This is a genomic window from Leptolyngbya sp. UWPOB_LEPTO1, from assembly GCF_017302695.1.
Classification (GTDB): domain Bacteria; phylum Cyanobacteriota; class Cyanobacteriia; order Leptolyngbyales; family Leptolyngbyaceae; genus Leptolyngbya; species Leptolyngbya boryana.
On sequence record NZ_JAFLCJ010000004.1, the window covers coordinates 1 to 24,335 of the forward strand.

The following is a 24,335-nucleotide window of genomic DNA, read 5'->3' on the forward strand; positions in this document are numbered from 1 at the left end:
TTGCCAGAAAGACGATCTGTTTTTCCAAGACTGAGAAGATGCATGATACTGTGATTGGATTATTCATCAATCGTCATGAGTTCGGGCGAGCAGTATAACGTTATGCCCACACATCTAGAACACTACCGTCATCTCTCTGGCACGGTTGGTTGGGGTCAAAGCGAATGGGGCGATTCTCCATGTATGGCTGCTGTTCTTCAGCTTGCTGTGAATTTTGACACGACGAAGCTAGATAAAATTCCAGTGAAAGTGATCGATCGAGCCATCCTTACCTATGACGAGGCTGCAGCACCGATTTGTCCACTGGTATATGGGGGACCCAATGCCTGTTGGCAAAGTGGTCAAGGGATACCGGAGGACAAACCCGACGGTTGTGCAGTTGTCCGAGTGCCCAGCGTTAATTGGGCAGAAACAGTTCCGCCGTCAGGACTAATTCCTTATGCAGGAGCCTCGCCTGCGGTAAATCGCATCTCTGCTCGCGAATGGGATGTTACAGAACCAGTTCGTTGGCAGAAAGGAAGTGCAGCACCTCTGGGTGCTAGTCCAACTTATGGTTTTCTTCTTTCGGGTGGACTATCACTCGATCAATTAACAGCCGAGGATAACACCGTGTGCATCTCAGCCCTTGCAAATATCAAGCTGCACGTTACATACACTGTCCCGCCAGAAGGTGAACCTTTCCGAGCGCCAAGATAGCGCGATCGCAGCGGCAATAATTGGCAGAATCTGACGATATTCACTCCAATCAGAGGAGAATTTGAATGATGATTAGTCAAAAAACGATCGAAATCGTGAAAGCAACTGCACCCATCTTGAAAGAAAAAGGTGAAGAAGTTACTCAGCGAATGTATCAAATCACTTTTGAAGAGCGCCCTGACTATAAACGCGGCTTTGAGACTACTTGGATGCAGCATCTCGATGGGGGCGGGCAAGCACATAAATTAGCTGCCGCCGTGTATGCCTATGCGACTCATATTGATCGTCTAGATGATTTAGCGGCAGCAGTAGACCATATTGTTCATCGTCATGTCGCAACTCGGATTCTGCCTGAGCAATATCCACTAATTGGCGAAAAGTTGCTACAGGCGATGAAGGATGTTTTGCAAGATGCTGCAACGGATGAAGTGATTGCAGCTTGGGGTGAAGCCTATGATGCTTTAGCAACTCTCTTTATTCAAAAAGAGCAGGCAATCTATCAACAAGAAGATCAAGCACTTACCGAGCGATTAGTGAGAACTAACAACGCGAGTCTGTTAAGCTAACAAGGCTCTTTTTTGGCCATTAGGGGGAGCGCTAATATAAATTAGGACAGAAGGTTGATTCGGGCTGTAATCCTATCTATGCAGTAGATTTTGGGTCGGTTATCGACAGAGCGGTTGGAACACAGGTTAGCAATCCACACTTGCATGATAAACCTGTTGTCTTAATCTTGACGAGGAAGACAAACCTCATGCGGTTGCTTACAGTCGATCAGGACATATATTAGAGATGATAGGTGGGAAAAGTTAGCTGCCAAGATGTTGGAGTAGTGAACGAAGATTTATTTCTGCGTTGAAATATGTCTGTTCCTGCTCACGTATGTCGTTAGGCAGAACGGCTCAATTTTTCAAGCAAAAATTGACCACCTAAAGTCGATCAACGTGCGGCTGGACTCAGACTTAGGACACAATCGAATCTCTCTTTGAGAAGAAGTATATGTGGAGAGAGCAGATTAGGATTCCATTCAGTTTATCTCGACATTTCAAATTCAAATTTCAAAGAGAGAATGACTGAGGACACAATCATGGATATTTCTAAGGTCTATGCAGATTTAGCAGTTTATGCCGAAGGACCTGGCGGACTAGAGGGCGCGTCAGATGTGCATTTTGGAACAGTAGAGCAAGTTGAAGCTGGAAAATACATCAAACTCAAAAAGCTCGATTCTCCAGATGGGCGATCGCATTGGCTTCCGATCAGTTGGGTTCGCGCAGTCGATGAAAGCGCAGTATTTTTGAACAAAACTGCCGATGAAGCTCTCGCCGGATTGATGAATGAAGCCCCGACCGAAGGTTAGTTGATTCGTCTTAGAGAACTTAGGTAGCTTTCAATTGTAAGTGACGTTGAAAAGGATAGGGAGAAATCTGAGCCTGAGTTCTCCCTATCCCCCACCTCTTTCTCAAATTTATTTTGGCGTATTACCAGAAGCACACTAGCCTCTCACGAGAACGTAAAGGGTTGTATCGCACAATCCACAAGTGTCTGTTCTCAGTCTCTATACTGGAGACATTAGGTGGGCAAGACAGATGGATGATTTATTCCAAGAGATTGAAGCACTGGTTGATCAAGGCTTTGAAGGATTGCTAGATATTGTGCGAGTGATCGAAGGACGAGAGCCGAGAGAGCCTGAATTTCGCGTGAACCAGCCCGAAAATGTCGATCGCAGCTCCCCAACTGATGAAAGGCAATCTTTCTTTAGCGAAAATACAGTTCTGAGTACACCATCGAGCGAGGAGAGTGTACAGCCGACCCTTGCAGGTGTGGGTGGATTGTCTAGCGTACTGCGAGAGCTACGCGAACTTGTCGAGCTTCCGCTCAAGCGCCCTAATGTATTAGCCGCGCTCGGATTAGAACCGACGACAGGCGTGTTGCTGACAGGACCACCTGGAACCGGAAAAACTCTCACTGCACGTGCTTTAGCCACAGATCTCGATGTGAACTACATTGCGATCGTGGGTCCAGAAGTCATCGGAAAATACTACGGAGAAGCCGAATCTCGACTGCGCAGCATTTTTCAAAAAGCAGCACGGTCTGCTCCTTGTATTATCTTTATCGACGAAATTGATAGTCTTGCTCCCGACCGTTCTAAAGTCGAAGGCGAGGTCGAAAAGCGGGTCGTGGCGCAACTCTTGAGTCTAATGGATGGGTTTGCTAAGACAAAAGGAATTATTGTCCTAGCTGCAACCAATCGCCCGGATCATCTTGACCCTGCGTTACGTCGTCCAGGTCGGTTCGATCGAGAGATTGCATTCCGTGTGCCTGATCGCGGTGGGCGCTTAGAAATTCTTGAGATTTTAACGGCAATGATGCCCCTGCACGAATCCGTGGATCTCAATGCGATCGCTGATTTATCTGGAGGTATGGTTGGTGCAGATCTCAAAGCACTCTCTCAAAAAGCAGCTTACTCAGCACTGCGGCGACTGTTGCCGAGCTTGGATAGTCCGATGCCTGCACAGATGAGTGTGACGCAGGTTGACTTTCTAGAAGCAATTCGACACATTAAGCCTGCGGTACTGCGATCGATTGAAATCGAAGCACCGAAAGTTACCTGGGATGCGATCGGCGGACTGGATCACATTAAACAAACGCTACAAGACTCTGTAGAAGGCGCATTGCTCTATCCTGAACTGTATGATCATACTAAAGCGAAAGCACCACGCGGAATTTTGCTATGGGGCGAACCTGGAACAGGTAAAACGCTTTTGGCGAAAGCGGTTGCGGCTCAAGCTCGAGCAAACTTTATTGCAGTGAATGGACCTGAATTGCTGAGTAAATGGGTCGGAGCCTCAGAACAAGCAGTGCGAGAACTTTTCACAAAAGCGCGTCAGGCATCTCCCTGCGTTGTTTTTGTCGATGAAATTGATACGCTTGCGCCAGCACGCGGAAGATATCAAAGTGATTCAGGAGTGAGCGATCGCGTGGTCGGTCAACTGCTCACAGAACTCGACGGTTTGCATGACTGTACGAATGTGCTCTTTGTCGGAGCCACAAATCGTCCGGAAACCCTCGATCCTGCCTTGCTGAGAGCAGGACGATTAGATTTGCAACTCAAAGTAGATCTCCCCGACCACATGAGTCGCCTCGCTATCTTGCACGTGCATAATCGCGATCGCCCGTTGGAGGAGGTAGAGTTAGACTCATTCGCTGCCCAAACAGAAGGCTGGAATGGGGCTGATCTAGCGCTGTTAAGCAATCAAGCAGCATTAGAAGCAGTGCGCCGCTATCGTACTCAAGGCATGAATGATCCGACCTGTTTGAGGATTACAATAGATGATTTTACGATCGCCTATCAACGGCTTTTGCTTCAGCGCGAAATGGCTCGTTAACTGCTTGTGAGCTTAGGAATGCGATCGAACCTGATCCCTGAAACGTCTTTACAGCTTATAACCAGAGAGCTTTTTTACATCCTCGATTGTCTTTAAACATCCTCTAAGGATGTTCTGAAGTCACGCGATCGTACTCTACCTTGCCGTAATCGAGCTTGATTACGCGATCGCTAAATTGAAAATAATGATCATCATGACTAATCACCCAAACCGTTTTACCCCGATGCTTTAATTTCGGCAAAAACTCGGTGTAAAACAATTCTCGGAAGATTGGATCTTGATCCGAAGCCCATTCGTCGAACAAATAGATCGGACGATCCTCCAAGTAAGCTGTCAACAATGCCAACCGTTTTCTTTGACCTTGCGACAGTTCAGTGGTTGATAATCTTCCATCTACAACCTGAACTTTGTGTTCAAGCTGTAACTGCTGAAGATAGCGCTGAGCATCCTCGTCAGACGCATCTAAGCCGAGTAAGCGATCGAATAAGTAGAAGTCAGCAAACACCGTTGAAAAATGCTGTCGATACCATTCTCGATTGTGCTCAGTAATCGGTTCGCCATCGAGTAAAATCGTGCCAGTTTCGGGCGCATATAATCCCGTTAAAAGCTTAGCGAAGGTAGATTTTCCGCTACCGTTGCCACCAACGATAAACACAATCTCGCCTGCATTCAATGTTAAATCGATCGTGCCTAAAGTAAACTTCGTATCTTCAGACTGATAGTAGCTATGCGTCACACCTTTCAGCTCTAAGCGGTTCCACGTCTGAACTGGACTGGGAATCGTTGTAGACTCGGCTTTTTGCTTCAAGGACAACCCTAGCATGTCGATCTTTTGCAATGACACACTTGCTTGGCTCAGAATCGGCAATTTCAGCACCATCTTATCCAATGGCAACATCAAATAAGTAAACGTCAAAACATAGCCGGACAAGGTTTCAGGCGGAATCGATACAAGACCTGGCAAGGCAAACATCACAAACCCGATCGCAAAAAAGAAGATCAGCTTGCCCCAACTTCCTGCCGACGCAAAGAGCACTAAAGCGTGAATGTTATGCCGACGAAATGACGCGGAAGCGGTCTCTAACTCATCGCGCAGAAACACCTGACGGCGCGGGTAATGCAGCTTCATCTCTTTGATGCCATCGGTAATCGATCGAAAATGCCGAAACAACACATCTTGATCTTCGCGTGCAAATACCATCCGACGACGAGCTTGGTTGAGCATCCATTGACAAGTTGCGAATGCAAAGAAAAACAACCCCATCACCATCGCAAACACAACCCAAGACAGCGAACCAATATAAACAAAACAGCCAACAACTGTCGCCAAATCGATACACAAAAACGGAAACGAAGAAACCGCAGTGGCGACCGCTTGTACATCTTCGGTCAAAGTTGCCATCATGCGCGCATTTCCAAGCTGCTCCAAATGCCGCAACTCCGACGACAAAATTTGTCGGCTTAACTGCAATCTCAATTTAAAGACTGCATCCTGCGCCAACTGAATCAGCACCATCTGCGAAATCACGCTCGTGATCAGCGACACGATCGCTAATCCGACAAATGCCCACGCAATCTGTGACACGGCACCATTGCCCAAGGCGCGGCTAATTAATGCAATTAATCCTGCACTACTCGCCCCGCTCAAAAAACCCGTCAAAATCGCGATCGACACTAATTTACGAGATGAGCGGAACAAAAATGAAATCAATTGCATAGCAGGAGTTAAAAGGGTTCTGGTAAGGTAGACGCAAATTTGGGCAGTGTAGATTTAGCAAGTTTATGGACGATTACCCTTGTGATGACACCATCTACATCTGAGTTTCGATCGAAACTAAACGTTCCCGTGTTGGCTCCCGGAAACGTACAGACAATTCAGCTCGAATCGATGCTACAAGATTTGCCTCTGTATGATTTTGCGGCAGAGTTGGACGTTTTGGGAACGGAGGTGGCTGAGATCTTTGAGCAGCATCCGTTACTCCCAGGGGTAATTTTGACTGAAAATGGGCGCTTTTTGAGCCTGATTTCCCGCCATCGTCTGTTGGAATATTTGCTCCGTCCCTACGGAATTGACCTGTTTCTTGAGAAACCGTTGCGGATTTTACAGAGTTACGATCGCACAGTGCCGCTGATTCTCAGTGGCGACACTCCGATTCTCACCGCTGCCCAACAAGCCTTGCGTCGTCCGTTTGACCGACTGCGCGATCCGATTGTCGTGCGTCTCGGTGCAGATCAATACCGAATTCTCGATCCACATGAATTAAATATTGCCTATTGGCAACTGCGCGGTATTGAAACCCAAGTCAGAATCGAACGCCTCCAGCTTCAAATGCTCCAGAGCGAGAAAATGGCAAGTTTGGGACGCTTGGTCGATGGAGTGTCTCACGAAATTCTCGATCCCGTCAGTTTTATCTGGGGAAATTTGAGTCATATTGCCGAGTACAGCCGCAGTTTGTTGGAAATTATCGGCGCTTACGAGAAATGTATTACGGACGTTCCCCAGAAAGTGATCGATCTCAAAGAAGCGATCGAGTTCGATTATATTCGCGAAGATCTGCCCAAAACGCTAGACAGCATCAAAACTGGAGCCGAGCGTCTCTCCCGTCTTGCCAATAGCTTGCAGAATTTCTGCCATATCGATGAAGTGTATCCGCGTCCAGCCAATTTACATGACTGTCTCGACTCGGTGCTGCTGCTGCTGAAAAGCCGCCTGTCGAGCGACATTCAAGTCACGAAAAATTATGGACACCTGCCGCCAGTGCCTTGCTTCATTAGCCAACTGAGCCAGGTGTTTATGAATATTTTGAATTGTTCAATCGATACGCTGCTGAATCAAGCTGCATACCGAGAACAAAATCCTGACCTAGTAAGCTCTGACGCTCCACAAATTAGAATTTCAACCGAAGTTTGCTCGATCGATGGAACTGGACAGCGTTGGGTTGCGATTCAAATCGCAGACAACTCAAGCGAAATGTCGATCGAAATTCAACGTCAACTCATGCAAGCCTTTTCTACCGAACTCACGAAAGAAACCAGTCTTGCGACAAGTTATCGAATTGTGACAGCAAGACATAGCGGCATCTTCCGAGTTTACTGCGACATTTCACCGAGATTACGGGGCACAGTGTTTGAAATTTTGCTGCCTTTAAACTAGAAAATGCGGAAAAGATGTTTACAAAAATTCGGAAAGTGTTACATTAGCGCTGTAGAAAAGGAAGAATAAAGCCAATCGTCAAGTATGACTTGGCTCTATCGTTCGCAGACTTGCTGACCTCACCGCATTCAGGTAAAGATTATGTCGCTGACCGGACTGATTCAAGGCGTAAACTCGTTTCACAGCAATTACTTCAACGATCACCGAGAATTATTTGAGCGGCTCTCTGGAGGACAATCTCCCGACGTTTTATTCATCACCTGTTCTGATTCACGCATTGATCCCTGTCTGATCACCCAAGCCCAACCCGGCGAACTGTTCGTGATGAGAAATGTCGGCAATATTATTCCGTCTTATGGGGCAGCGAGTAGTGCGGAATCAGCCGGAATCGAGTATGCAGTCCAGGCGTTGGGCATCAAAGACATTATTGTCTGCGGGCATTCGCACTGTGGGGCAATGAAAGGATTGCTGCAAATTGGCACGCTGGCTGAACAAATGCCTGCTGTTTATGACTGGCTCAAACGCCATGGAGAAGCGACCCGTCGAGTCGTACAAGATAACTATGCAGGAATTGAGCCAGAGAAATTATTGAAAATCGCGATCGAACAAAACATCCTCACCCAAATCGAAAACCTTGAAACCTATCCGGCAATTCGCTCCAAACTCCATGCAGGTAAGTTAAACCTTCATGCCTGGATGTATGAGATCGAGACGGGCACTGTATTTGCCTTTAATGCAGAGAAACACCGTTTCATGTTGATGGAAAAGCGATCGTTCCCCGTCCCCGACCCATTAATCACGCACATCGCAAGCTAAAATCTGGAGCACTCCGAGGATGGAAAAGCTCAGAGTGCTTTTCCCATAACAGATCATCAAGTTAAACGAGTCACTCCTAATCCTGCCATTCGCTGATAGACCGATTGCGTCGGAGCAATCCACACGCGCCCTGTTCCTCGGAACGTTTGCAGAAATCCTTCACCACTGGTCATAGCTCCCATCAGAGAGTTCGAAGCTTTCTCCACACTGAACTGAATTCCACTGGTTCGCAACAACGCAAACGACCCATCGACTTGCAGGGTTTCATTCTCTAATGTTAATTCCATAATCTCGCTTAACGGGACAGGAATCCGAAACACGACAATTCCTGTGCCCATCACCTTCGTTTGATAGCGTCCTTCTCCACCTGCAACTCGTGCGCTAAAGCTTTCAACCCGATGCGCGCCAACTTGTATGGAATTCTCACTACAGCAAAACAATCCCTGATCCGCATACAGCGTTTGGTTGTTTAGCTGCATGAACCAGTAATGTCCAAAGGTGGGTTCTAAGTAAATTTCACCCGTGCCACTGTACAACGGCTTGAACATCGTTTCACCCGTACGTGCTGCTGCCAGTGCGCCTTTGACGAGTCCTCCAACCCCTTCTCCCATTCCGGTTGAGCTTTCCATCTCAATCCGACCTTTACTAAATTGCAGTGCTCCCGGTTCTGTGCGAATTCCATCTTTCTCTAAGCGCACTCGTAACTGGCGTAAATGCACGCCTGCTTTGTTCAGAACGTGCAGTTGCTCCGCGATCGCAAGGGTTTCACTTCCCGCCAGTGGTTTATATTCCAACAATTCAAACGTCGTGCCACCACGAGTCACACTATGAACGACGTGAAAAGGCAAATTATTTTCAGTCATAATCCGTTACCTCAGACTGCTCGATTTATCTCAAGAATGCCCCTTACTCACTGCGTAATGCTGTAATCGGATCAAGTCGAGCCGCATTTCTCGCTGGAATTACTCCGGCGACTAATCCCACTCCTAACGCTAAAGTGAGTCCAGCCGCGATCGCAACTCCAGAAATAATGAATGGAAAGCTAAACGCCGTTGAAGCAGCAAACGCTAAGCCTAAACCGACTGCCACCCCGATCGCGCCTCCCATCAGGGAGACTAAAATTGCTTCGGTGAGAAACTGACTCAGTACTGCTTGATTTGTCGCCCCGATCGCTTTTCTGACTCCAATTTCACGAGTTCGCTCGACAACCGAAACGAGCATAATATTCGCGATCCCAATTCCGCCCACAATTAACGAAATCCCCGCGATCGCGCTCACCAATACCGTAAACAATCCCACAACACTACTAAATGTATTAATAATGTCCACCTGATTACTAATCCGAAAATCATCCGGTTTGGGAGGATAGATATTATGTCGAACTCTCAGCAGATTCGTGACTTGAAATTGTGCTGCTTCAAGTTCTTCTGGACTGTTTGCCTTCACCCAAAACCCGCTAATTGCCCGACCATTGAGCGAATTATTTCCCACAATCCGCGCCGACATATTCGTCAATGGGATGTAAACGCGATCGTCTTGATCTTGCCCCCCGACTGATCCTTTTGACTCTGCCACACCGACGACTGTATAGCGCCCATTCTGAATCCGAATATTTGCTCCGATCGCTCGTTCTCCAGATGCAAATAAGGTATCCCGGACTGCACTGCCCAAGACGACCACTGAAGTGGCATTGACCAGATCGTCTTGAGTGAAAAACTGTCCTTCTTGGGGTTGAATTTCTTTGACATCAGGATAGTTCAAATCCACACCCAAGATTGAAGTCGAAGTATTCTGATTGCCATACACAACCTGTCCGCCCCGCTGCAAATAGGCAGTGACTCCTGCTGCTGCTGGAGCTTGTTTCCCCACGGCTTGAGCATCTTCAAAGGTCAATGTACTCGCTGAACCTGCTCCTTGACTGATCCCGCCCGATCGAGCGACCCCAGACAGAACCAGCATGACATTTGTCCCTAATGCCTGAATCTGCTGTTCAGTTGCTTTCTGCACGCCTTGCCCAACCGAAGTCACTGTGATCACCGAAGCGATGCCAATAATCACACCGAGCATGGTCAAACTCGTTCTTAATCGGTTGCTCCACAAGGCTTCTACTGCCATGCTGAAGATCTCTAGCAGTGGCACTTGTCTGACTCGAAGTTTTCCCATGGTTCTAACCTCCGCCCCGTCTACTGCCACCACCAGGAGCGCCGCCGCCAGGAGCGCCTGGGAACACCGATGGCGTTCTTGAAGTGGGTCGCTCACCTTGCGGAAAACTGAGCAACACTCGATCTCCTTCTTTTACTCCTGATTCAACGACTGTTTTGTCGTCGATCAAAGCTCCGGTTGTAATTTTCTGAAATCGGGGTCTGTCTTGTCCTGCTAGTAAAACGCCTGTCCCTTCAGCCCGCCGAACAATTGCAACAGTGGGCACAACCAGCGCATTTTCAAGCTTGCCAACATTAAATTTCACATTGACATTCATGCCTGCTTGCAGTTGGTTGTCTCGATCGTCGATCGCAGACTTGACCTCAAAGTTCGTGACATTTTGATCCACGGTCGATTGATTAGCAACTTGCACAACGGTTCCTTTAAAGGACTTGCCTGGAAAAGCGTCTGCTTCGATCGTCACAGTCTGTCCGACTTTAATTCGAGGAATACTCGTTTCTGGAACTTTTGCCACAATTTGATTGGTTGCAGCAAGAGCCAGAATCGAAGAAGAGGTTGCAGAACTCACGTCACTACTTGAAGTCGTTGGGGTAACAAACGAACCGGGATCAGCAAACTTTCGAGTTACCACTCCCCGAAAAGGCGCTCGAATAATTGTGTCGTTAATCTGAGTTTGAACGGTTTTGAGCTGTCCTTGAGCATTCATCAACTGAGCGCGAGCCGTTTCAATGTCTTCGGATCGTGCCCCTTCTTTCTGCAAACTCAATGCTTGCTTGAGCTGGTCAACCTGAGCACGTGCCGCTTCAATGTCTTCAGGTCGGGTTCCCGTTTGCTGTAAGTTGGTCGCTTGTTTAGCTTGTTCAACTTGAGCACGAGCAGTTGCTAATGCGGTTCGAGAGGTGTCAAATTCTCGCTGAGACAGTGCTCCAGATCCAAAGAGTCTTTGATTCTGATTAAAGTTCAGTTCGGCTTGTTGTAAGTTTGCTTCGGCTGCGGCTAATTGCGATCGCGATTGAGCAATTTCTTGGGGACGATTTCCAGCAACTAATTTATCGAGATTGGCTTGTGCTGCTGCGAGTTGTGCCTCGGCTTGAGCAATTTCCTGCGGGCGATTGCCAGATTCAAGCTTTGTCACATTCGCCTGAGCGCTAGCAACTTGTGCTTGTGCTTGCATCAATTGTCCTTGGAAGTTGGAGTCATCCATGTAAGCGAGCACTTGCCCGGCTTCGACTTGATCTCCTTCTTTCACTAATAACTGTTTGAGCACACCCGAACTTTTCGGGCTGACATTGACCGATTGAGCGGGTTGGACAGTTCCGTTAGCAGAGATCGTGATGTCGGTATCTGTTCGCTCTACGGTGACAGTTCGCACACGCCTCTGGGATTCCTGTTTTTGAGAGCCTAGGTATAGAGTGTATGCAAAGTATCCACCTACAGACACTAAGCCAATCGCTATGAACCAAACCACCCACTTTGGCATCTTTAACTGAAATTTAATCCTTTGATGCACAGTTTCATTTCCTCTTCTTCGCAGCTTGTGTCGCAGCATGTTGCCCTTTTCAGTTTAGACAGTGCGATCATCGTTAGACTGCAAAAAGCAAGATAGCGTTCAATTCTCCGCATTCAAGGATATGAAATTGTTGCAGTTATAGGGCGATAGGCTTGCTTCTATACGGAAGTACATAAAATGATCAACATACGTCATCTACCTAAAAGCGGATTGTAGGGCAGAAGTTCTTTCTATAAATCATGATCTCAAATTGATTAGAACCTTCGATCATGACGCTTGATCCATTTTAGAGAGACGTACATGAATAATACGGAGTAGTATTAATTACTTTCCAAATTTAAAGTTTTCATGAAGTTAAGCCTTCCTTGTTGCGCTCAGTTTTTTTTTCGAATAAGTTTTTTTTGGAGTTAAGATGTGCCACTAAAGCGTAACTGTCCACTCTGAACACTTTGTCAGAAAGCCAGTTTTAACCCTGCTTGCAAAAGCTAAATAACTTAGCTCTAGCTCAGTTGGTAGACCTCTCAACTCTGTTATCAGGAAGCATCTCTAGCAGCACATTCGTAAAGTATCTTGGCAGCATCGATTGATTCATGCACTGAGGCTACGGCTTTACATTTGCTTGCTAGCACTGGTCGGTCACTCTTCCTGTGTCTCAGCACACATTCGTAGAGTAATTTGTTTTTTATGATTGACTTATCTCTTTGCCCGAAACAGTTTAGTCTATCTCCATCTACAGCTTCGCTTCATCGTTGTTGGGAAAGGACTAGGCATTGAACTTCAAAATAGATTTCTACAATGTGCATTGATTCTCTACTTTTGTATCTTTGCGTCTTTGTATCAATGCACTCAGAAAATTACTAGTAATCATCTGAAACTGACATCTTAGGTAAAAGCTCATTCTGTAACTAAGCTTGACTAGATTTTGAGTTTTACTAGTTCAAACTAATTGGCTATGCCAATTGGGAAAAGTCTTGTTTCCTGAAATCTTCCAATTTTTCAGATAGTTGTTTTAAGACTGCTCTTCAAGCAGCTTTCAGGCTGCGAAATGGCTATATATGCTGACCTCCTTTCGCTACGGGAGTGTTGAACCCGTCTCTTCAGATGCTGATTCCAAAATTACTCTCATTGACTACATCACGAACTGCTTGCAAGCGCGACTTAAGAGCGCCAATCATGCAGCTTCGTAAAGGTACTAATATTCGGGAATTGCGCGTTCTGTCTCTATTTAGCTTAGATGCGCTGGCAATCTATTTAGCATGGTATTTCGCTCAATCACTGAGCACACCTTGGAGCATTTTTTGGACAACTGACAATCCAGTTTCATTCCTGCCAATCTTAGGGATTGAACTGGGTGTTTTGGCTTCAGGAGGGTTTTATCAATCAGGTGAGTCACGACGAAACTATGCTGGACTCGTTCGAGCCTTATCGATCGCAAATGTTCTTCTACTCCTGACAGCTTATTTCTATCAACCTTCGCAATTTATTTCGCGATCGCACTTCCTCTTTTTCTGGTGCTTTAGCATTGTTCTAGTTGTTGGAGCACGTTTCTGCATCGATCAAGGTCTGATTATGCTGCGACAGCGCGGACTGATTCGATATTCAGTGATGTTGATTGCTGAACCCCAAGAGCTAGATCCTGCTCGTCAAATGATTAGCCGAGAGGATCGCTACAATTTGGTCAGCATCCTAGATGCACGATCGCTTGATGTAAACCTACGGTATGAGACGTTCAAATCGATTCAAGATAAGGGAGTTGCCGAGGTTTTTATAACTTGGTCAGTGATCAAAGATCGGCTGTTTCTCTGTTGGCAATTTCAAGCTGCGGGTATTGTTCTACATGTGATCCCTGTTGGGCTAGAAGCACTCTTTCAAGCGTGTCAATTTTGGTCTATCGGAAAACTGCCTGCGCTCAGTTTTTCCCCCCCAACCATTACAGGGAAGGATTTTTGGATTAAGCGTTCATTTGATATCTGTGTCGCAGGGTTGCTTCTTATGCTACTATTTCCGCTCAACTTATTGATTGCATTGCTTATTAAGCTAGACTCTCCCGGAGCAATTCTATATCGCCAGGTTCGGATTGGACTTCATGGAAAAACTTTTAAGGTTTGGAAGTTTCGTACTATGGTCGAAAATGCGGAGCAGTTCCAGACCCGGTTGGAGGCTCAAAATGAGATGAAAGATGGCATTCTTTTCAAGCTCAAGGATGATCCGAGAATTACACGCTTAGGAAGTTTCCTACGTAGAACGAGCTTGGACGAACTTCCTCAACTCATTAATGTTCTCTTAGGTGAGATGAGTTTAGTTGGTCCTCGTCCGCTTCCAATGAGAGATGTTGAAAAGTTCTCTGAAAATCACTTTGTTCGGCACGAAGTTTTGCCTGGCATTACTGGACTATGGCAGGTGTCTGGACGCTCTACAATCACAAACTTCGAAGAGGTGATTCGCCTTGATTTAACCTATATCCAAAATTGGACTCTCTTGCTTGATCTAGAAATTTTGCTCAAAACACTCAAAGTTATTTTCAGGAGAACGGGAGCCTACTAGCTAATCTGTTTCGGATTTTGATGAATATAAAGTACGTTTCGGTACTTCTAGGTGCGGTTCGGCTTGCGGTTCAATGCACACTCTAAAGAGCTTGTTAAAATCATGTTAGAAACATCTGAGTCTACGCTTTCTGATCAAGCTGATGAAGCATCTGATAAGCCTGATACGCTCCCTGTCCGATCAAAATGTTCAGATGCTTCTGTTGTCTTGCCTTCCTCTAAATCTAATCAGAGCAACATTTCTACTGAAAGTAGTTTCTTGGCGTATTATGACTCTTACGTTGGAAGCTCAAGATACGATTCTTATGCTTGGGCAGGTCGTAGTGCAATGCAGCAACGTGAGTATCCTAATCATTTAGCAAAGGTTGGATTCCTAGGATTGGGATTACTTGGATCATTATGTGTAGGATACTGCTTGTATAACGGTGCTGGTCAAAATATTCTTTTAATTGCCCATCGCGAGATCGTCAAGCAACCGCAGAAGCCATATGACGATCGTTTATCAATTCCAGATATATTCTTGCCAGATCAAACCCTAAGTGAGCCTAATCTTACATTGCAGAAACCAGATTTAGCAGAGTCAGCGCTATCTTGCAATCCATCTGCCGTTTACTCTCCCTCTGTGCTTCGGGATGTTCATTCCTCGTCAACTTTGTCTGATCGTACTGCATTACCTTTGCAAGATTCAGGTTCTTTGTGTGTTCTTCCTCAGCAGGATTTATCTAGTTCTAGAGCGGAGGCTGAATCTATTAAGCAGGAATCTGTTTCTCGTTCATCTCATCTTTTGAGTGCATTGGGTGCATCACAACAGGGTGCAACTTCTCAGATTGTTCCTCAGCCTAAATCTTTACCCCTACCTCTGTTGAACTCAAATTCACATGGTCCTGCTAATCCTGACCTTGATTTCCAGCAGGATGCACCTTCTGATCTGTCTTTCTCAGAGTACTCACAAAGGACTTTCAAGTCCCATCTCAATTCGCAGATTCCATCCACTCTTGACGATAAGACTACATTTCCCCAAAGCGCTTTGCCTATTCTTACCCCTAGCTCACTGCCTTCAAATGCAGATGCGCATGTTCTGCAAGCTCCTACAATGCCTCTAAAAGAACGAGAGAAATCTAACTTCAATCTCTCGCCACAGCCTACTGAGATCAACCAGGATAAGCACAACGTCGAGCAGTTACAGTCTTCTACTTAATTCCTAATTCATTCAAAAATCAGCGGTTTTATGATGGTTAAACTTCAGGCTTAATCGGCTCAAATTGTCTACCTTGCTTCTGAGCTACGGTAGGTAGTAGAAGCATTTTGTGTATCCTAATTCATTCCTTTAACTTATGTTTTCTTCTCCTGACTCTTCAATCGTCGCAGATACGATAGGCTCTCCTGAAAAGCTCAATCTTCAGAAATATTGGTTGAGTGTGAAACGTCGATGGTTACCAGCGTTTCTAGTATTTAGTAGCTTAATGGGTGCAGCAACGTTGTATGCCATCTATCGAGATCCAGAGTATGATGCATCTGGAAAATTGCTTGTCAAGACAGATAGGAAAACATCGCTTTCCGGAATCGCAACTGAATCGGGACGACTTGAAGCCATTACTTCTAAAACTGATCCGCTCAATACCTATGCAGAGATTCTGAGATCTTCTCCAGTTATTCAAGCCACGATCGATCAGTTGGAACTTACAGACAAGGACGGCAAGCCCCTCAAGCGCAAGGACTTTCTCAAGAAGATGAAAGTCAAGCCTGTCGTGGGGGCAGATGTTTTGCAAGTCACTTATACAGATAGCTCACAAGATACGGCAATTGCGGTTGTCAATCAGTTGATCAAGTACTCGATTGAAGCGAATGTTGCGGCAAATCGCTCGGAAACGATCGCGGCAAGAAAGTTTGTCTCAGAACAGTTACCTATCGTAGAAAATAAAGTGAATCAGGCAGAAATAAGTCTGCGTCAGTTCAAAGAGTCAAATGCTGTGGTCGATTTGGTCAAAGAATCCGAAAGTATGGTGATGACTCTGGCTGATCTTGATCGCAATATTTCAAAATCACAAGTTGAGTTGTCTCAAGCAAATGTTCGGGCGGCAGAACTGAGCAATCAAGTTGGGATGAACTTGCAGCAGGCACTCGTTGCAACAGACTTAAATTCCTCTAGAACTGTTCAAGTGGCACTCTTGGAGGCGAAGCAAGCGGAAGCTGCTCTAGCGAAGCAACAAGCAATGTATCGAGAGGAACATCCTTCGATACATCAACTTCGTCGTCAGCAAGATGCTGCACGAGAAACATTGCAAGAACGAATGGCAGAAGTTGTCGGTTCAAATGCGCACGTCTCACAGCGTGAGGTGGAAGTTGGGGGTAGCCGAAGGGACCTTGTGGCTGAGCTTGCAGAGGCAGAAATAGAGAGGTTAAGTATCAATAGTCGTCTGTCTGCACTTAAAGAAGCGCAAGCTAACTATCGCTTTCGTGCTGGTGCTATTCCAGCCCTCGAAAAGCGGCAGCGTGAACTAGAACGACAGCTAGATGCAGCTCAAACGACCTACAAGACGCTATTGACAAAGCTACAAGAGGCTCAAGTTGCAGAGAATCAAAACGTCGGCAATGCGAGAATCATTTCACCTGCCGAGATTCTGCCGACAAAACTGACTTCTCGCAAGGCGTTCTTAGTAGCAATTGTAGGGCTGGCAGGATTGATTCTAGGAATTGCGACCGCTCTGTTGACGGATTATATGGATCAATCTGTCAAGACATTGCGAGAAGCTCGTGAGCTATTTCAGTACACTCTTTTGGGGGTGATTCCAACTCTTGATGCGAGTCGATCTCTACGAGGATCGACGGTACCGAGCATTGTTGGACGAGATATTACAACTTTTGCAGCCCAAGAAGCTTATCGGATGCTCCAAGCCAATCTCAAGTTCTTGGCAACTTCGGATCAAGAACTGAAATCGATTGTGATAACTAGCTCAGTTCGTCAAGAGGGCAAGTCAGCGGTTGCGGCGAATTTAGCACTTGCGGTGTCACAAGTCGGAAAACGAGTGTTGCTGATTGATGCTGACTTACGTTATGCCTGTCAGCACCATATTTGGGATTTAACCAATCAGTTTGGGTTGAGTAATGTGATTGTCGGACAGACAGAAGTGAACGATGCGATCGAAGCTGTTTTGCCAAACTTAGACGTACTGTCAGCAGGTACGGTTCCGCCTAATTCTCTAGCTTTACTCGATTCGCAACGCATGCGATCGTTGCTTGACTCATTTACTCAGATCTACGACTTCGTGATTCTAGATACACCTGCTCTGTCAGGTATGGCAGATGCTACAGTCCTCAACAATATGGTCGATGGGAGTGTGTTAGTTGTGCGTCCGGGCACTGTAAGCACAATGGCTGGACAGGCGGCAAAACGTTATCTACAAGAGTCTGGACAGAAGGTTTTAGGCATGGTTGTGAATCATTTTAATGCTGCGAAAGAGCCAGATAGCTACTTTTACTACATGCAGGATCACTCCATGTCTGCTGTTGAGAAGAGCCGTTCTGCTCCACAAGCTTCATAGGTCGAGGAGAAAAATGCTGATGCTGCGAATGAATTGGAAGCTAGGGATCTGTTTGACAGGAATTGTGGTGGGAAGCATCTTGCTCCCTACACTCTATACATCTGCTCAAACAGTTGAGGTCAAAGCAACAGGCTCTCATTCAACAACAACAGACGCAGGGTACATTTTAGGTTCAGGCGATCAGATCGAGATTAATGTCTATGGATACTCTGAGTATTCTGGAGCACGAGTGATTCTGGCAGATGGCACGATTTCTCTGCCTGTCATTGGCTCTGTGGTTGTTGCGAATCATACTCCAACTAGCCTAGCGAAAATGCTAGAAAGCCGATTAAATCGGGTTCTTGTCGAGCCGACTGTTACAGTGAGTATGGTTACCCTACGCCCTGTTGTGATTAATATTGCAGGAGAGGTTCAGCGCCCAGGACCCTTTCAGCTTCGGAGCTTGACGACGGCTGCGTCAGAATCCTCTGGAGCTAGAGTTGTGGAAGGACAGCGAGGTTTACCTACTTTGACTTCGGCGCTAATGGAAGCAGGTGGAGTAACCCGAAACGCTGATATCCGGCAGGTCATGCTGAGACGAGTCCTAGCAGATGGTCAAGTTAAAACCATGATAGTGAACCTGTGGGACACGATATGGTCTGATCAGCATCAAGAAGATCTGATTTTAAGATCTGGAGACTCAATTTATGTTCCGAAATTAGCGGCGGATGCGACGCTCGATCGACGATTGTTAGCTCGATCTCGATTGTCACCGATGACTGTTCGGGTTCGGATTGTGGGAGAAGTTCGCGCACCAGGAGAAGTGCAAGTCTCTCCTGATAGTACTTTATCGGGTGCGATCGCAAGTGCAGGCGGATTTACAAAAGATGCAAAAGCAAGTGAGATTGAACTCCTACGGTTAAACGATGCGGGGCAGGTTGAGGCTCAAAAAATTGATCTGAGAAAGCTCAATGATCAATATCAGATTCAAGAGGGCGATGTTGTCGTCGTTCCTGAAAAAAGTCGAGCTGCCATCGCTCGTACAGTCGGTCAAATTCTCAGCCCATTTGGTGCTTTGCTTCGATTTATCACAGGGTTCTGATTTAGCGTTTTTCTATTAGAGAGGAGAAAGTATGGTTACAGCAGCGAGGACATCGATAACAGGATTGGACTCCGTACTGCGAGTAGTAAATCGCGCCTATAAAGCGAGCAAATCTTGGTTCTCGCCCTTTGTCCGGTACTATCCAGCAGGTCATTTTTACTCTCCTCTTCCTGATTTATCAGCGATTAGAAGTCAAGCTCAACATGAACTGGATCAGCATAGCTTTCTAGGCATTGACTTGCATGTTCAATCGCAATGTGAATTACTCAAAGCATTTTCAGCATACTATGCGGAGATTCCATTTCCTGAAACAGCAGCCTCATCGAATCGGTATTATTACCAAAATCGCTTCTTTTCATATGGAGATGCGATCGTACTTTATTCAATGCTGCGCCATTTTCAGCCGAAAAAATTGGTAGAGGTTGGATCGGGATTTTCCTCAGCCGTTATGCTCGATACAAAAGATCGCTTTCTCGCGAAAGATACACAGTTTACCTTTATTGATCCCTATCCTGAGCGATTGCTAGGCTTACTCAACTCCGACGATCAACAGCAGCATCTCATTCTTCAGCAAACGGTTCAGCACACTGATTTGGCGTACTTTGAAGCATTAAATGCTGGAGATATTTTGCTGATTGATTCTTCGCATGTTGTGAAGGTTGGCAGTGATGTAGGCTATCTCGTCTTTCAAGTTTTGCCTCGACTGAAACCCGGTGTAATCATTCATTTTCATGATATTTTCTGGTCATTTGACTATCCTCAGTCTTGGCTAGAAGATGGTATCGCTTGGAATGAGGCTTACTTTCTCAGGGCATTTCTTCAGTACAACACTTCGTTTGAAATCTTGTACTTCAACTCATTCATGAGCCAGTTTCATACGGTAGAAGTTGAGCGAAGTTTGCCGATGTGTCTGAAGAATCCAGGAGGTAGCTTGTGGCTGAAAAAAGTCAAATAGCCACCCAATGATATTTTGTTGTTTCATGTTGTGCGATCCCATGGATTATTCTTCTCTGTCTAGTTTTAGTTCCAATAGTTTCACATCGTTCCTGAGACAAATTCGCTTGAGCTTGAGTGGAATCAAGCGCGGATTGGTGTTCTTAGGGCTGAGGTATGTTACTGAAATTCCGTCGCAGCAAGTTCGGCAGCTCATCTTTCAGGGGATGGGAATGAAGATTGGGACGAAAAGTTTGCTTTATATGGGCAGCGAGATTAGACATCCGAAGGGCATTATAATCGGCGATCATACAACGATCGGACATCGCTGTGTCTTAGATGGACGTGCAGGGCTAACAATTGGCAACAACGTTAATTTGTCATCGGAAGTGATGATCTGGACAATGGAACATGATCCAGCAGATAAGCAGTTTGCATCGGTTCGTGCAGCAGTAACGGTGGAAGACTATGCATGGTTGAGTTGTCGAAGCACGATTTTGCCAGGAGTGACAATTGGCAAAGGTGCAGTTGTTGCGGCTGGTGCAGTGGTTACAAAATCTATTGAGCCGTTCACGATTGTTGGAGGAGTCCCTGCACGGGTGATTGGAATACGACCCCAATCGCTCGACTATCAACTGGGTCAGCATAACAACCTTTGGTTTGTTTAGGAAGGCAGCGATGACAACGCTCTCATCTCAATCAATAGCTCCTTGCTTGCTCGCATTTTCCCATCACCCTTTTCAATTGCTGAATCTAGGCTGTGGGAAGACGTTTCAGGCAGCTTGGCACAATGTCGATCTCAATCCATGTAGCTCAGAGGTCAGACGGTTAGATCTCAGAAAAGGTCTAGAATTTCCAGATCAGGTTTTTGATGCTTGCTACAATTCGCATGTGCTTGAGCACTTAGATCCCAGTGAAGCGATCGACAGTCTCAGCCAGATGTATCGTGTACTCAAACCTGGCGGCATTGTCCGCATTGTCGTGCCCGATTTAGAGGGTGTCGCACGTCTGTATTTACAAGTTTTAGAGCGAGTCGAAGCGGGAGATCAATCTGCTGAAGCGAGCTATGAATGGATGCAACTTGAGATGCTCGATCAAATTTCTCGAGTGCAGCCTGGCGGGCGAATGAAAGCCATCATCAACCAGACCCAGCAGACGCGACATCCGTTTATTCTTTCTCGGTTGGGAGCAGAGTTTGAACTGTACGAGCAGTTTGTGCCGAAGACGATTTGGCAAAAGGTTCAAACCGTGCAGTTGGGTCAGATGATTCGACGGTTGAGAAATCAGATTGCTCGTCGTATTGTGTCTGTCATCGCAGGACGAAATGCGGCTGAAGCATTTGATGAGGGACTGTTCCGGCGCTCTGGAGAAGTGCATCGCTGGATGTATGATCGCCATTCACTAAAAAAATTACTGCAAGAAGTCGGATTTGAGGAGGTAAAAGTATGCAGAGCAGATGAGAGTGGAATTCCCAATTTTAATGACTATGAGCTTGATCTCTATCACGGGAGGATGAGGAAGCCTGATTCTTTATTTATTGAGGCGGTTAGACCCAGATTATGATGCGTAAACTTTCTGCTCTCACACCACGTCCCGGCTCAGCTAAGGTACTCTCTAATATGTCCTGGCTGATGGTAGACAAGGCGCTACGTTTGGGGGTAAGCGTTTTCGTTGGCGCATGGATGGCGCGGTATTTGGGTCCAGAACAATTTGGGCTATTGAGCTATGCGACTGCTTTTGTCATGTTGTTTACGACGATCGCAACATTAGGATTGCAGTCAGTTGTGGTTCGAGATCTGACGAACACGCCTGAATTGAGCTATCAGATTTTGGGAACGACCTTTGTGATGAGAGGGCTTGGAAGCCTGATCGCAGCCACAATGGCATTTGGCTCGATTGTTCTGCTGCGCCCAGATCAACCTCAAACTTGGCTCCTGATTGGGATTACGGCAATAGGACTAATCATTCAATCCTTGGAGACGCTCGATCTGTGGTATCAGTCTCAAACTCAGTCGAAGTACGTTGTCCTATCCAAAGGGATCGCTTTTCTTACTGCGAATTTGGCAAAGATCATCTTAATGAGCCTGAACATGCCGCTTCTCTGGTTTGCGATGGTTGGGCTGATAGAAATTGCGATCGCAATGGGCGGGCTAGCTCTCTTTTATCAACAGCATAGTAGTTTACTGCATTGGCGGTTTAGTTTCAGACTTGCGCAACATCTGTTGCGCGACGGATGGACAGAAATCTTTTCGGGCTTGGCGATTTTGATTTATCTTAAGATCGATCAAACGATGCTCGGCGAAATGATCGGAAATCAAGCAGTTGGAGTGTATGCGGCTGCATTGCGACTGTCTGAAACCTGGTACTTTCTGCCTGTTGCAGTTTACTCGTCGTTGCTGCCTACGATCGTTAGACTGCGGCAAACAGATCAAGATCTCTATTATCAGCGACTTACCAGTATTTTCAATCTGATGACGCTGACTGCTTATGCGATAGCATTGCCGATTGCTTTAGTGTCTGAACCCTTAATTTTGACGCTGTTCGGGGCTGAATTTCAACCTGCTGGGTTGATTCTCGCGATTCATATTTGGGCAGCTCCATTTGTGTTTCTCGGAACAGTTCAATCTCTTTGGAATACTGCCGAAAATTTGCTTCGGCTTTCCTTACAGCGCACTCTCATTGGAGCATGTTTGAATGTCATTCTGAACTTGATCTTGATTCCAAAGTTCTCAGGAGTCGGGGCTGCCCTAGCAACAGTTGTTTCTTATGCCTTTTCCTCAATTGTGATGAATGCCTTCTCAACGAGAACGCACTCTATCTTTCAAATGCAGTTGCGGGCGTTAATTTGTCCCTCAGTTCGCAGGTTTGTGCAAGATGTTCGACAGCTTAAAGTCTCATAGCCTATCCCTAAACGAGGTGACTCATGAAGACCAGATTTTTCAGTAGAGCGAAAGAAATTTACATTTTGATCAAATCTGAGATGCTTTGCTACTTGCTTTCGCTGATTGGATTGATCAAGGTGAAGCTTTTCTTTAGAAGAGCACAGATGAACCGGCTAGAGATTGGTTGTGGAACTTCTCGCAAACCGGGGTTTGTGACGACAGACATCAATCGAACTGCTGATTATCCATTTGATTTGAGAATTGGGCTACCTTTCCCCGATCACTCGATCGATTTCATTTACTCTGAGCATGTTCTAGAGCATCTAAACTGGAGGGATTTGATTGCATTGCTTCAAGACTGTCGTCGGGTATTAAAACCCAACGGAATTTTGAGTGTTGTTGTTCCGAATGCCCGTATCTATTTGAATGCCTATGCGAGTTCGGAACACTTTGACCATAAAGCATTTTGCTCTCATCCTTGTGGGCTACTGTACAAATCAAAAATTGATTATGTGAACTATATCTTCTACATGGATGGCTATCATCGCTACATGTTTGATGAAGACAACATGATCGCAGTGTTGAGAGAAGCTGGATTCAGTCAAGCCCGTTTAAGACCATTTGACCCCGAACTCGATCAACTGGGGCGGCAGTACGAGTCTTTGTATGCAGAAGCGCTGAAGTAAATGACTATGTTTGACACACCCATTGTCTTGCTAATTTTCAAGCGTCCTCAAGCGACTCAAGCAGTGTTTGATCGCATTCGGCAAATTCAGCCGAAACAACTCTTAGTCGTTGCAGATGCTCCAAGACTTGATCGAGTCGGTGAAGCAGAGAAATGTGCTGCGGCACGTGCGGTGATTGAACAGGTCGATTGGGATTGTGATGTTCAAATCAACGATGCAGAGATGAATCTGGGCTGTGGCAAACGGATTTCTACAGGGCTAGATTGGGTGTTTGAGCAAGTCGAAGAAGCAATTATTTTGGAAGATGATTGTATTCCAGATCTGTCATTCTTTCCTTTCTGCCAGAAGCTCCTTGCACGGTATCGAGAAGATACCCGAATCTTCAGCATTGCTGCTCAAGACTTTACAAGAGGGCGTTATGCGGACGGAACAAGCTATTACTTTTCACGCTATGCTCACTCTTGGGGTTGGGCGACTTGGCGCAGAGCATGGCAGCATTATGACTATGAGCTAGAACTTTGGAAGACATTGCCTCAAAAGCAAGTTCTCTACAATATTCTACAGAACGCACGTGCTGTAGAGTTTTGGCATCAGGCGTTTCAATTTATTCTAGATGGCAAGCTTGATACTTGGGATTATCAATGGTTGCTGTGCTGCTGGCTCAACAGTGGTTTGAGTATTCATCCTCGTGTAAATCTGGTGACGAATGTCGGATTTACTGACGATGCTACCCATACTGCCGAACACAATCGATTGGCGAATTTGCCATTAGAAGCGATCGAATTTCCCCTTCAACATCCCCAGATTCTGATTCGAGAAGTTCAATCTGATGCGTATTTGCAGCGCAAGGTCTATGACTATGACTATGTAGAGCGAGCAAAACTTCGGCTGAACTGGCTTCTGAATAAACGATTTTTATCTTCGAGCCAGTAGGTAGAGACGC

General features: G+C 46.0%; 21 protein-coding genes. 17 read left to right on the top strand and 4 right to left on the bottom strand.

All coding sequences use genetic code 11. The features are described from left to right. From J0L70_RS07505 to J0L70_RS07525, 5 genes are all read left to right on the top strand, one after another. The coding region (locus tag J0L70_RS07505) for an IS1 family transposase (protein ID WP_502711026.1) at positions 1-98 on the top strand (98 nt) is incomplete at its 5' end. A 4-nt stretch (positions 99-102) separates the two neighbouring features. After that, positions 103-696: a hypothetical protein gene (locus J0L70_RS07510; protein ID WP_287453873.1), complete on the top strand. Its 594-nt coding sequence runs from the start codon at positions 103-105 to the stop codon at positions 694-696. Positions 697-761: 65 nt separating this feature from the next. Then, the gene (locus J0L70_RS07515; protein WP_287453875.1) at positions 762-1,262 is read left to right on the top strand and encodes a globin domain-containing protein; all 501 of its coding nucleotides are present in this window, start codon (positions 762-764) and stop codon (positions 1,260-1,262) included. 521 nt (positions 1,263-1,783) lie between these two features. After that, entirely contained in the window at positions 1,784-2,053 is a 270-nt protein-coding gene (locus J0L70_RS07520) for a DUF2171 domain-containing protein (RefSeq protein ID WP_287453876.1), read from the top strand. A gap of 229 nt (positions 2,054-2,282) precedes the next feature. Further along, positions 2,283-4,082 carry an AAA family ATPase gene (locus J0L70_RS07525; RefSeq protein ID WP_287453877.1) on the top strand — a complete coding sequence of 600 codons (1,800 nt, stop codon included), beginning with the start codon at positions 2,283-2,285 and terminating at the stop codon, positions 4,080-4,082. A gap of 103 nt (positions 4,083-4,185) precedes the next feature. Here J0L70_RS07525 and J0L70_RS07530 read toward each other — a convergent pair whose 3' ends face one another. Next, a complete protein-coding gene (locus tag J0L70_RS07530; RefSeq protein WP_287453878.1) occupies positions 4,186-5,799 on the bottom strand; it encodes a cyclic peptide export ABC transporter in 1,614 nt (537 codons plus the stop codon). Positions 5,800-5,883: 84 nt separating this feature from the next. On the opposite strand from J0L70_RS07530, the gene J0L70_RS07535 reads away from it, so the two are divergent. Next, positions 5,884-7,236 carry a sensor histidine kinase gene (locus tag J0L70_RS07535; protein WP_017289782.1) on the top strand — a complete coding sequence of 451 codons (1,353 nt, stop codon included), beginning with the start codon at positions 5,884-5,886 and terminating at the stop codon, positions 7,234-7,236. Between the two features lie 141 nt (positions 7,237-7,377). After that, positions 7,378-8,052, top strand: coding sequence for a carbonic anhydrase (locus tag J0L70_RS07540; RefSeq protein WP_017289783.1), 675 nt, complete (start codon positions 7,378-7,380; stop codon positions 8,050-8,052). A 56-nt stretch (positions 8,053-8,108) separates the two neighbouring features. Here the strand turns inward: J0L70_RS07540 and J0L70_RS07545 are convergent, their stop codons facing one another. The 3 genes from J0L70_RS07545 to J0L70_RS07555 are packed head-to-tail and all read right to left on the bottom strand — an operon-like array spanning position 8,109 to position 11,587. Then, a complete protein-coding gene (locus tag J0L70_RS07545; protein WP_268181407.1) occupies positions 8,109-8,915 on the bottom strand; it encodes an AIM24 family protein in 807 nt (268 codons plus the stop codon). 43 nt (positions 8,916-8,958) lie between these two features. Then, a complete protein-coding gene (locus J0L70_RS07550) occupies positions 8,959-10,215 on the bottom strand; it encodes an ABC transporter permease (protein WP_287453882.1) in 1,257 nt (418 codons plus the stop codon). A gap of 4 nt (positions 10,216-10,219) precedes the next feature. After that, positions 10,220-11,587 carry an efflux RND transporter periplasmic adaptor subunit gene (locus J0L70_RS07555; RefSeq protein WP_287453884.1) on the bottom strand — a complete coding sequence of 456 codons (1,368 nt, stop codon included), beginning with the start codon at positions 11,585-11,587 and terminating at the stop codon, positions 10,220-10,222. Between the two features lie 1,311 nt (positions 11,588-12,898). On the opposite strand from J0L70_RS07555, the gene J0L70_RS07560 reads away from it, so the two are divergent. The 10 genes from J0L70_RS07560 (at position 12,899) to J0L70_RS07605 (ending at position 24,325) form a co-directional block, all read left to right on the top strand. Next, positions 12,899-14,269: a sugar transferase gene (locus tag J0L70_RS07560; RefSeq protein WP_287453886.1), complete on the top strand. Its 1,371-nt coding sequence runs from the start codon at positions 12,899-12,901 to the stop codon at positions 14,267-14,269. 102 nt (positions 14,270-14,371) lie between these two features. Beyond that, positions 14,372-15,466, top strand: coding sequence for a hypothetical protein (locus J0L70_RS07565; RefSeq protein ID WP_287453888.1), 1,095 nt, complete (start codon positions 14,372-14,374; stop codon positions 15,464-15,466). A 136-nt stretch (positions 15,467-15,602) separates the two neighbouring features. Next, the gene (locus J0L70_RS07570; RefSeq protein WP_287453890.1) at positions 15,603-17,810 is read left to right on the top strand and encodes a GumC family protein; all 2,208 of its coding nucleotides are present in this window, start codon (positions 15,603-15,605) and stop codon (positions 17,808-17,810) included. Between the two features lie 19 nt (positions 17,811-17,829). Further along, on the top strand, positions 17,830-18,891 hold the full coding sequence (locus tag J0L70_RS07575) for a polysaccharide biosynthesis/export family protein (RefSeq protein ID WP_287453891.1): 1,062 nt from the start codon (positions 17,830-17,832) through the stop codon (positions 18,889-18,891). A gap of 31 nt (positions 18,892-18,922) precedes the next feature. Then, positions 18,923-19,846 carry a class I SAM-dependent methyltransferase gene (locus tag J0L70_RS07580; protein WP_287453893.1) on the top strand — a complete coding sequence of 308 codons (924 nt, stop codon included), beginning with the start codon at positions 18,923-18,925 and terminating at the stop codon, positions 19,844-19,846. 382 nt (positions 19,847-20,228) lie between these two features. Then, a complete protein-coding gene (locus J0L70_RS32130; RefSeq protein WP_502711027.1) occupies positions 20,229-20,492 on the top strand; it encodes an acyltransferase in 264 nt (87 codons plus the stop codon). A gap of 10 nt (positions 20,493-20,502) precedes the next feature. Then, positions 20,503-21,387 carry a class I SAM-dependent methyltransferase gene (locus J0L70_RS07590; protein ID WP_287453897.1) on the top strand — a complete coding sequence of 295 codons (885 nt, stop codon included), beginning with the start codon at positions 20,503-20,505 and terminating at the stop codon, positions 21,385-21,387. Beyond that, complete coding sequence (locus J0L70_RS07595; RefSeq protein ID WP_287453899.1) at positions 21,384-22,724, top strand: flippase; 1,341 nt, start codon at positions 21,384-21,386, stop codon at positions 22,722-22,724. Before J0L70_RS07590 ends, J0L70_RS07595 begins: the two co-directional genes overlap by 4 nt. Positions 22,725-22,747: 23 nt before the next feature. Continuing rightward, positions 22,748-23,392 carry a class I SAM-dependent methyltransferase gene (locus tag J0L70_RS07600; RefSeq protein ID WP_287453901.1) on the top strand — a complete coding sequence of 215 codons (645 nt, stop codon included), beginning with the start codon at positions 22,748-22,750 and terminating at the stop codon, positions 23,390-23,392. Positions 23,393-23,398: 6 nt separating this feature from the next. Continuing rightward, positions 23,399-24,325, top strand: a complete 927-nt coding sequence (locus tag J0L70_RS07605) for a glycosyltransferase family 2 protein (protein WP_287453903.1) — start codon at positions 23,399-23,401, stop codon at positions 24,323-24,325. Positions 24,326-24,335 lie beyond the last annotated feature (10 nt).

Coding starts and splice junctions, on each gene's coding strand:
- J0L70_RS07510 (WP_287453873.1), top strand. CDS start 103: ATGCCCACACATCTAGAACACTACCGTCATCTCTCTGGCACGGTTGGT.
- J0L70_RS07515 (WP_287453875.1), top strand. CDS start 762: ATGATGATTAGTCAAAAAACGATCGAAATCGTGAAAGCAACTGCACCC.
- J0L70_RS07520 (WP_287453876.1), top strand. CDS start 1,784: ATGGATATTTCTAAGGTCTATGCAGATTTAGCAGTTTATGCCGAAGGA.
- J0L70_RS07525 (WP_287453877.1), top strand. CDS start 2,283: ATGGATGATTTATTCCAAGAGATTGAAGCACTGGTTGATCAAGGCTTT.
- J0L70_RS07530 (WP_287453878.1), bottom strand. CDS start 5,799: ATGCAATTGATTTCATTTTTGTTCCGCTCATCTCGTAAATTAGTGTCG.
- J0L70_RS07535 (WP_017289782.1), top strand. CDS start 5,884: ATGACACCATCTACATCTGAGTTTCGATCGAAACTAAACGTTCCCGTG.
- J0L70_RS07540 (WP_017289783.1), top strand. CDS start 7,378: ATGTCGCTGACCGGACTGATTCAAGGCGTAAACTCGTTTCACAGCAAT.
- J0L70_RS07545 (WP_268181407.1), bottom strand. CDS start 8,915: ATGACTGAAAATAATTTGCCTTTTCACGTCGTTCATAGTGTGACTCGT.
- J0L70_RS07550 (WP_287453882.1), bottom strand. CDS start 10,215: ATGGGAAAACTTCGAGTCAGACAAGTGCCACTGCTAGAGATCTTCAGC.
- J0L70_RS07560 (WP_287453886.1), top strand. CDS start 12,899: ATGCAGCTTCGTAAAGGTACTAATATTCGGGAATTGCGCGTTCTGTCT.
- J0L70_RS07565 (WP_287453888.1), top strand. CDS start 14,372: ATGTTAGAAACATCTGAGTCTACGCTTTCTGATCAAGCTGATGAAGCA.
- J0L70_RS07570 (WP_287453890.1), top strand. CDS start 15,603: ATGTTTTCTTCTCCTGACTCTTCAATCGTCGCAGATACGATAGGCTCT.
- J0L70_RS07575 (WP_287453891.1), top strand. CDS start 17,830: ATGCTGCGAATGAATTGGAAGCTAGGGATCTGTTTGACAGGAATTGTG.
- J0L70_RS07580 (WP_287453893.1), top strand. CDS start 18,923: ATGGTTACAGCAGCGAGGACATCGATAACAGGATTGGACTCCGTACTG.
- J0L70_RS32130 (WP_502711027.1), top strand. CDS start 20,229: ATGGAACATGATCCAGCAGATAAGCAGTTTGCATCGGTTCGTGCAGCA.
- J0L70_RS07590 (WP_287453897.1), top strand. CDS start 20,503: ATGACAACGCTCTCATCTCAATCAATAGCTCCTTGCTTGCTCGCATTT.
- J0L70_RS07595 (WP_287453899.1), top strand. CDS start 21,384: ATGATGCGTAAACTTTCTGCTCTCACACCACGTCCCGGCTCAGCTAAG.
- J0L70_RS07600 (WP_287453901.1), top strand. CDS start 22,748: ATGAAGACCAGATTTTTCAGTAGAGCGAAAGAAATTTACATTTTGATC.
- J0L70_RS07605 (WP_287453903.1), top strand. CDS start 23,399: ATGTTTGACACACCCATTGTCTTGCTAATTTTCAAGCGTCCTCAAGCG.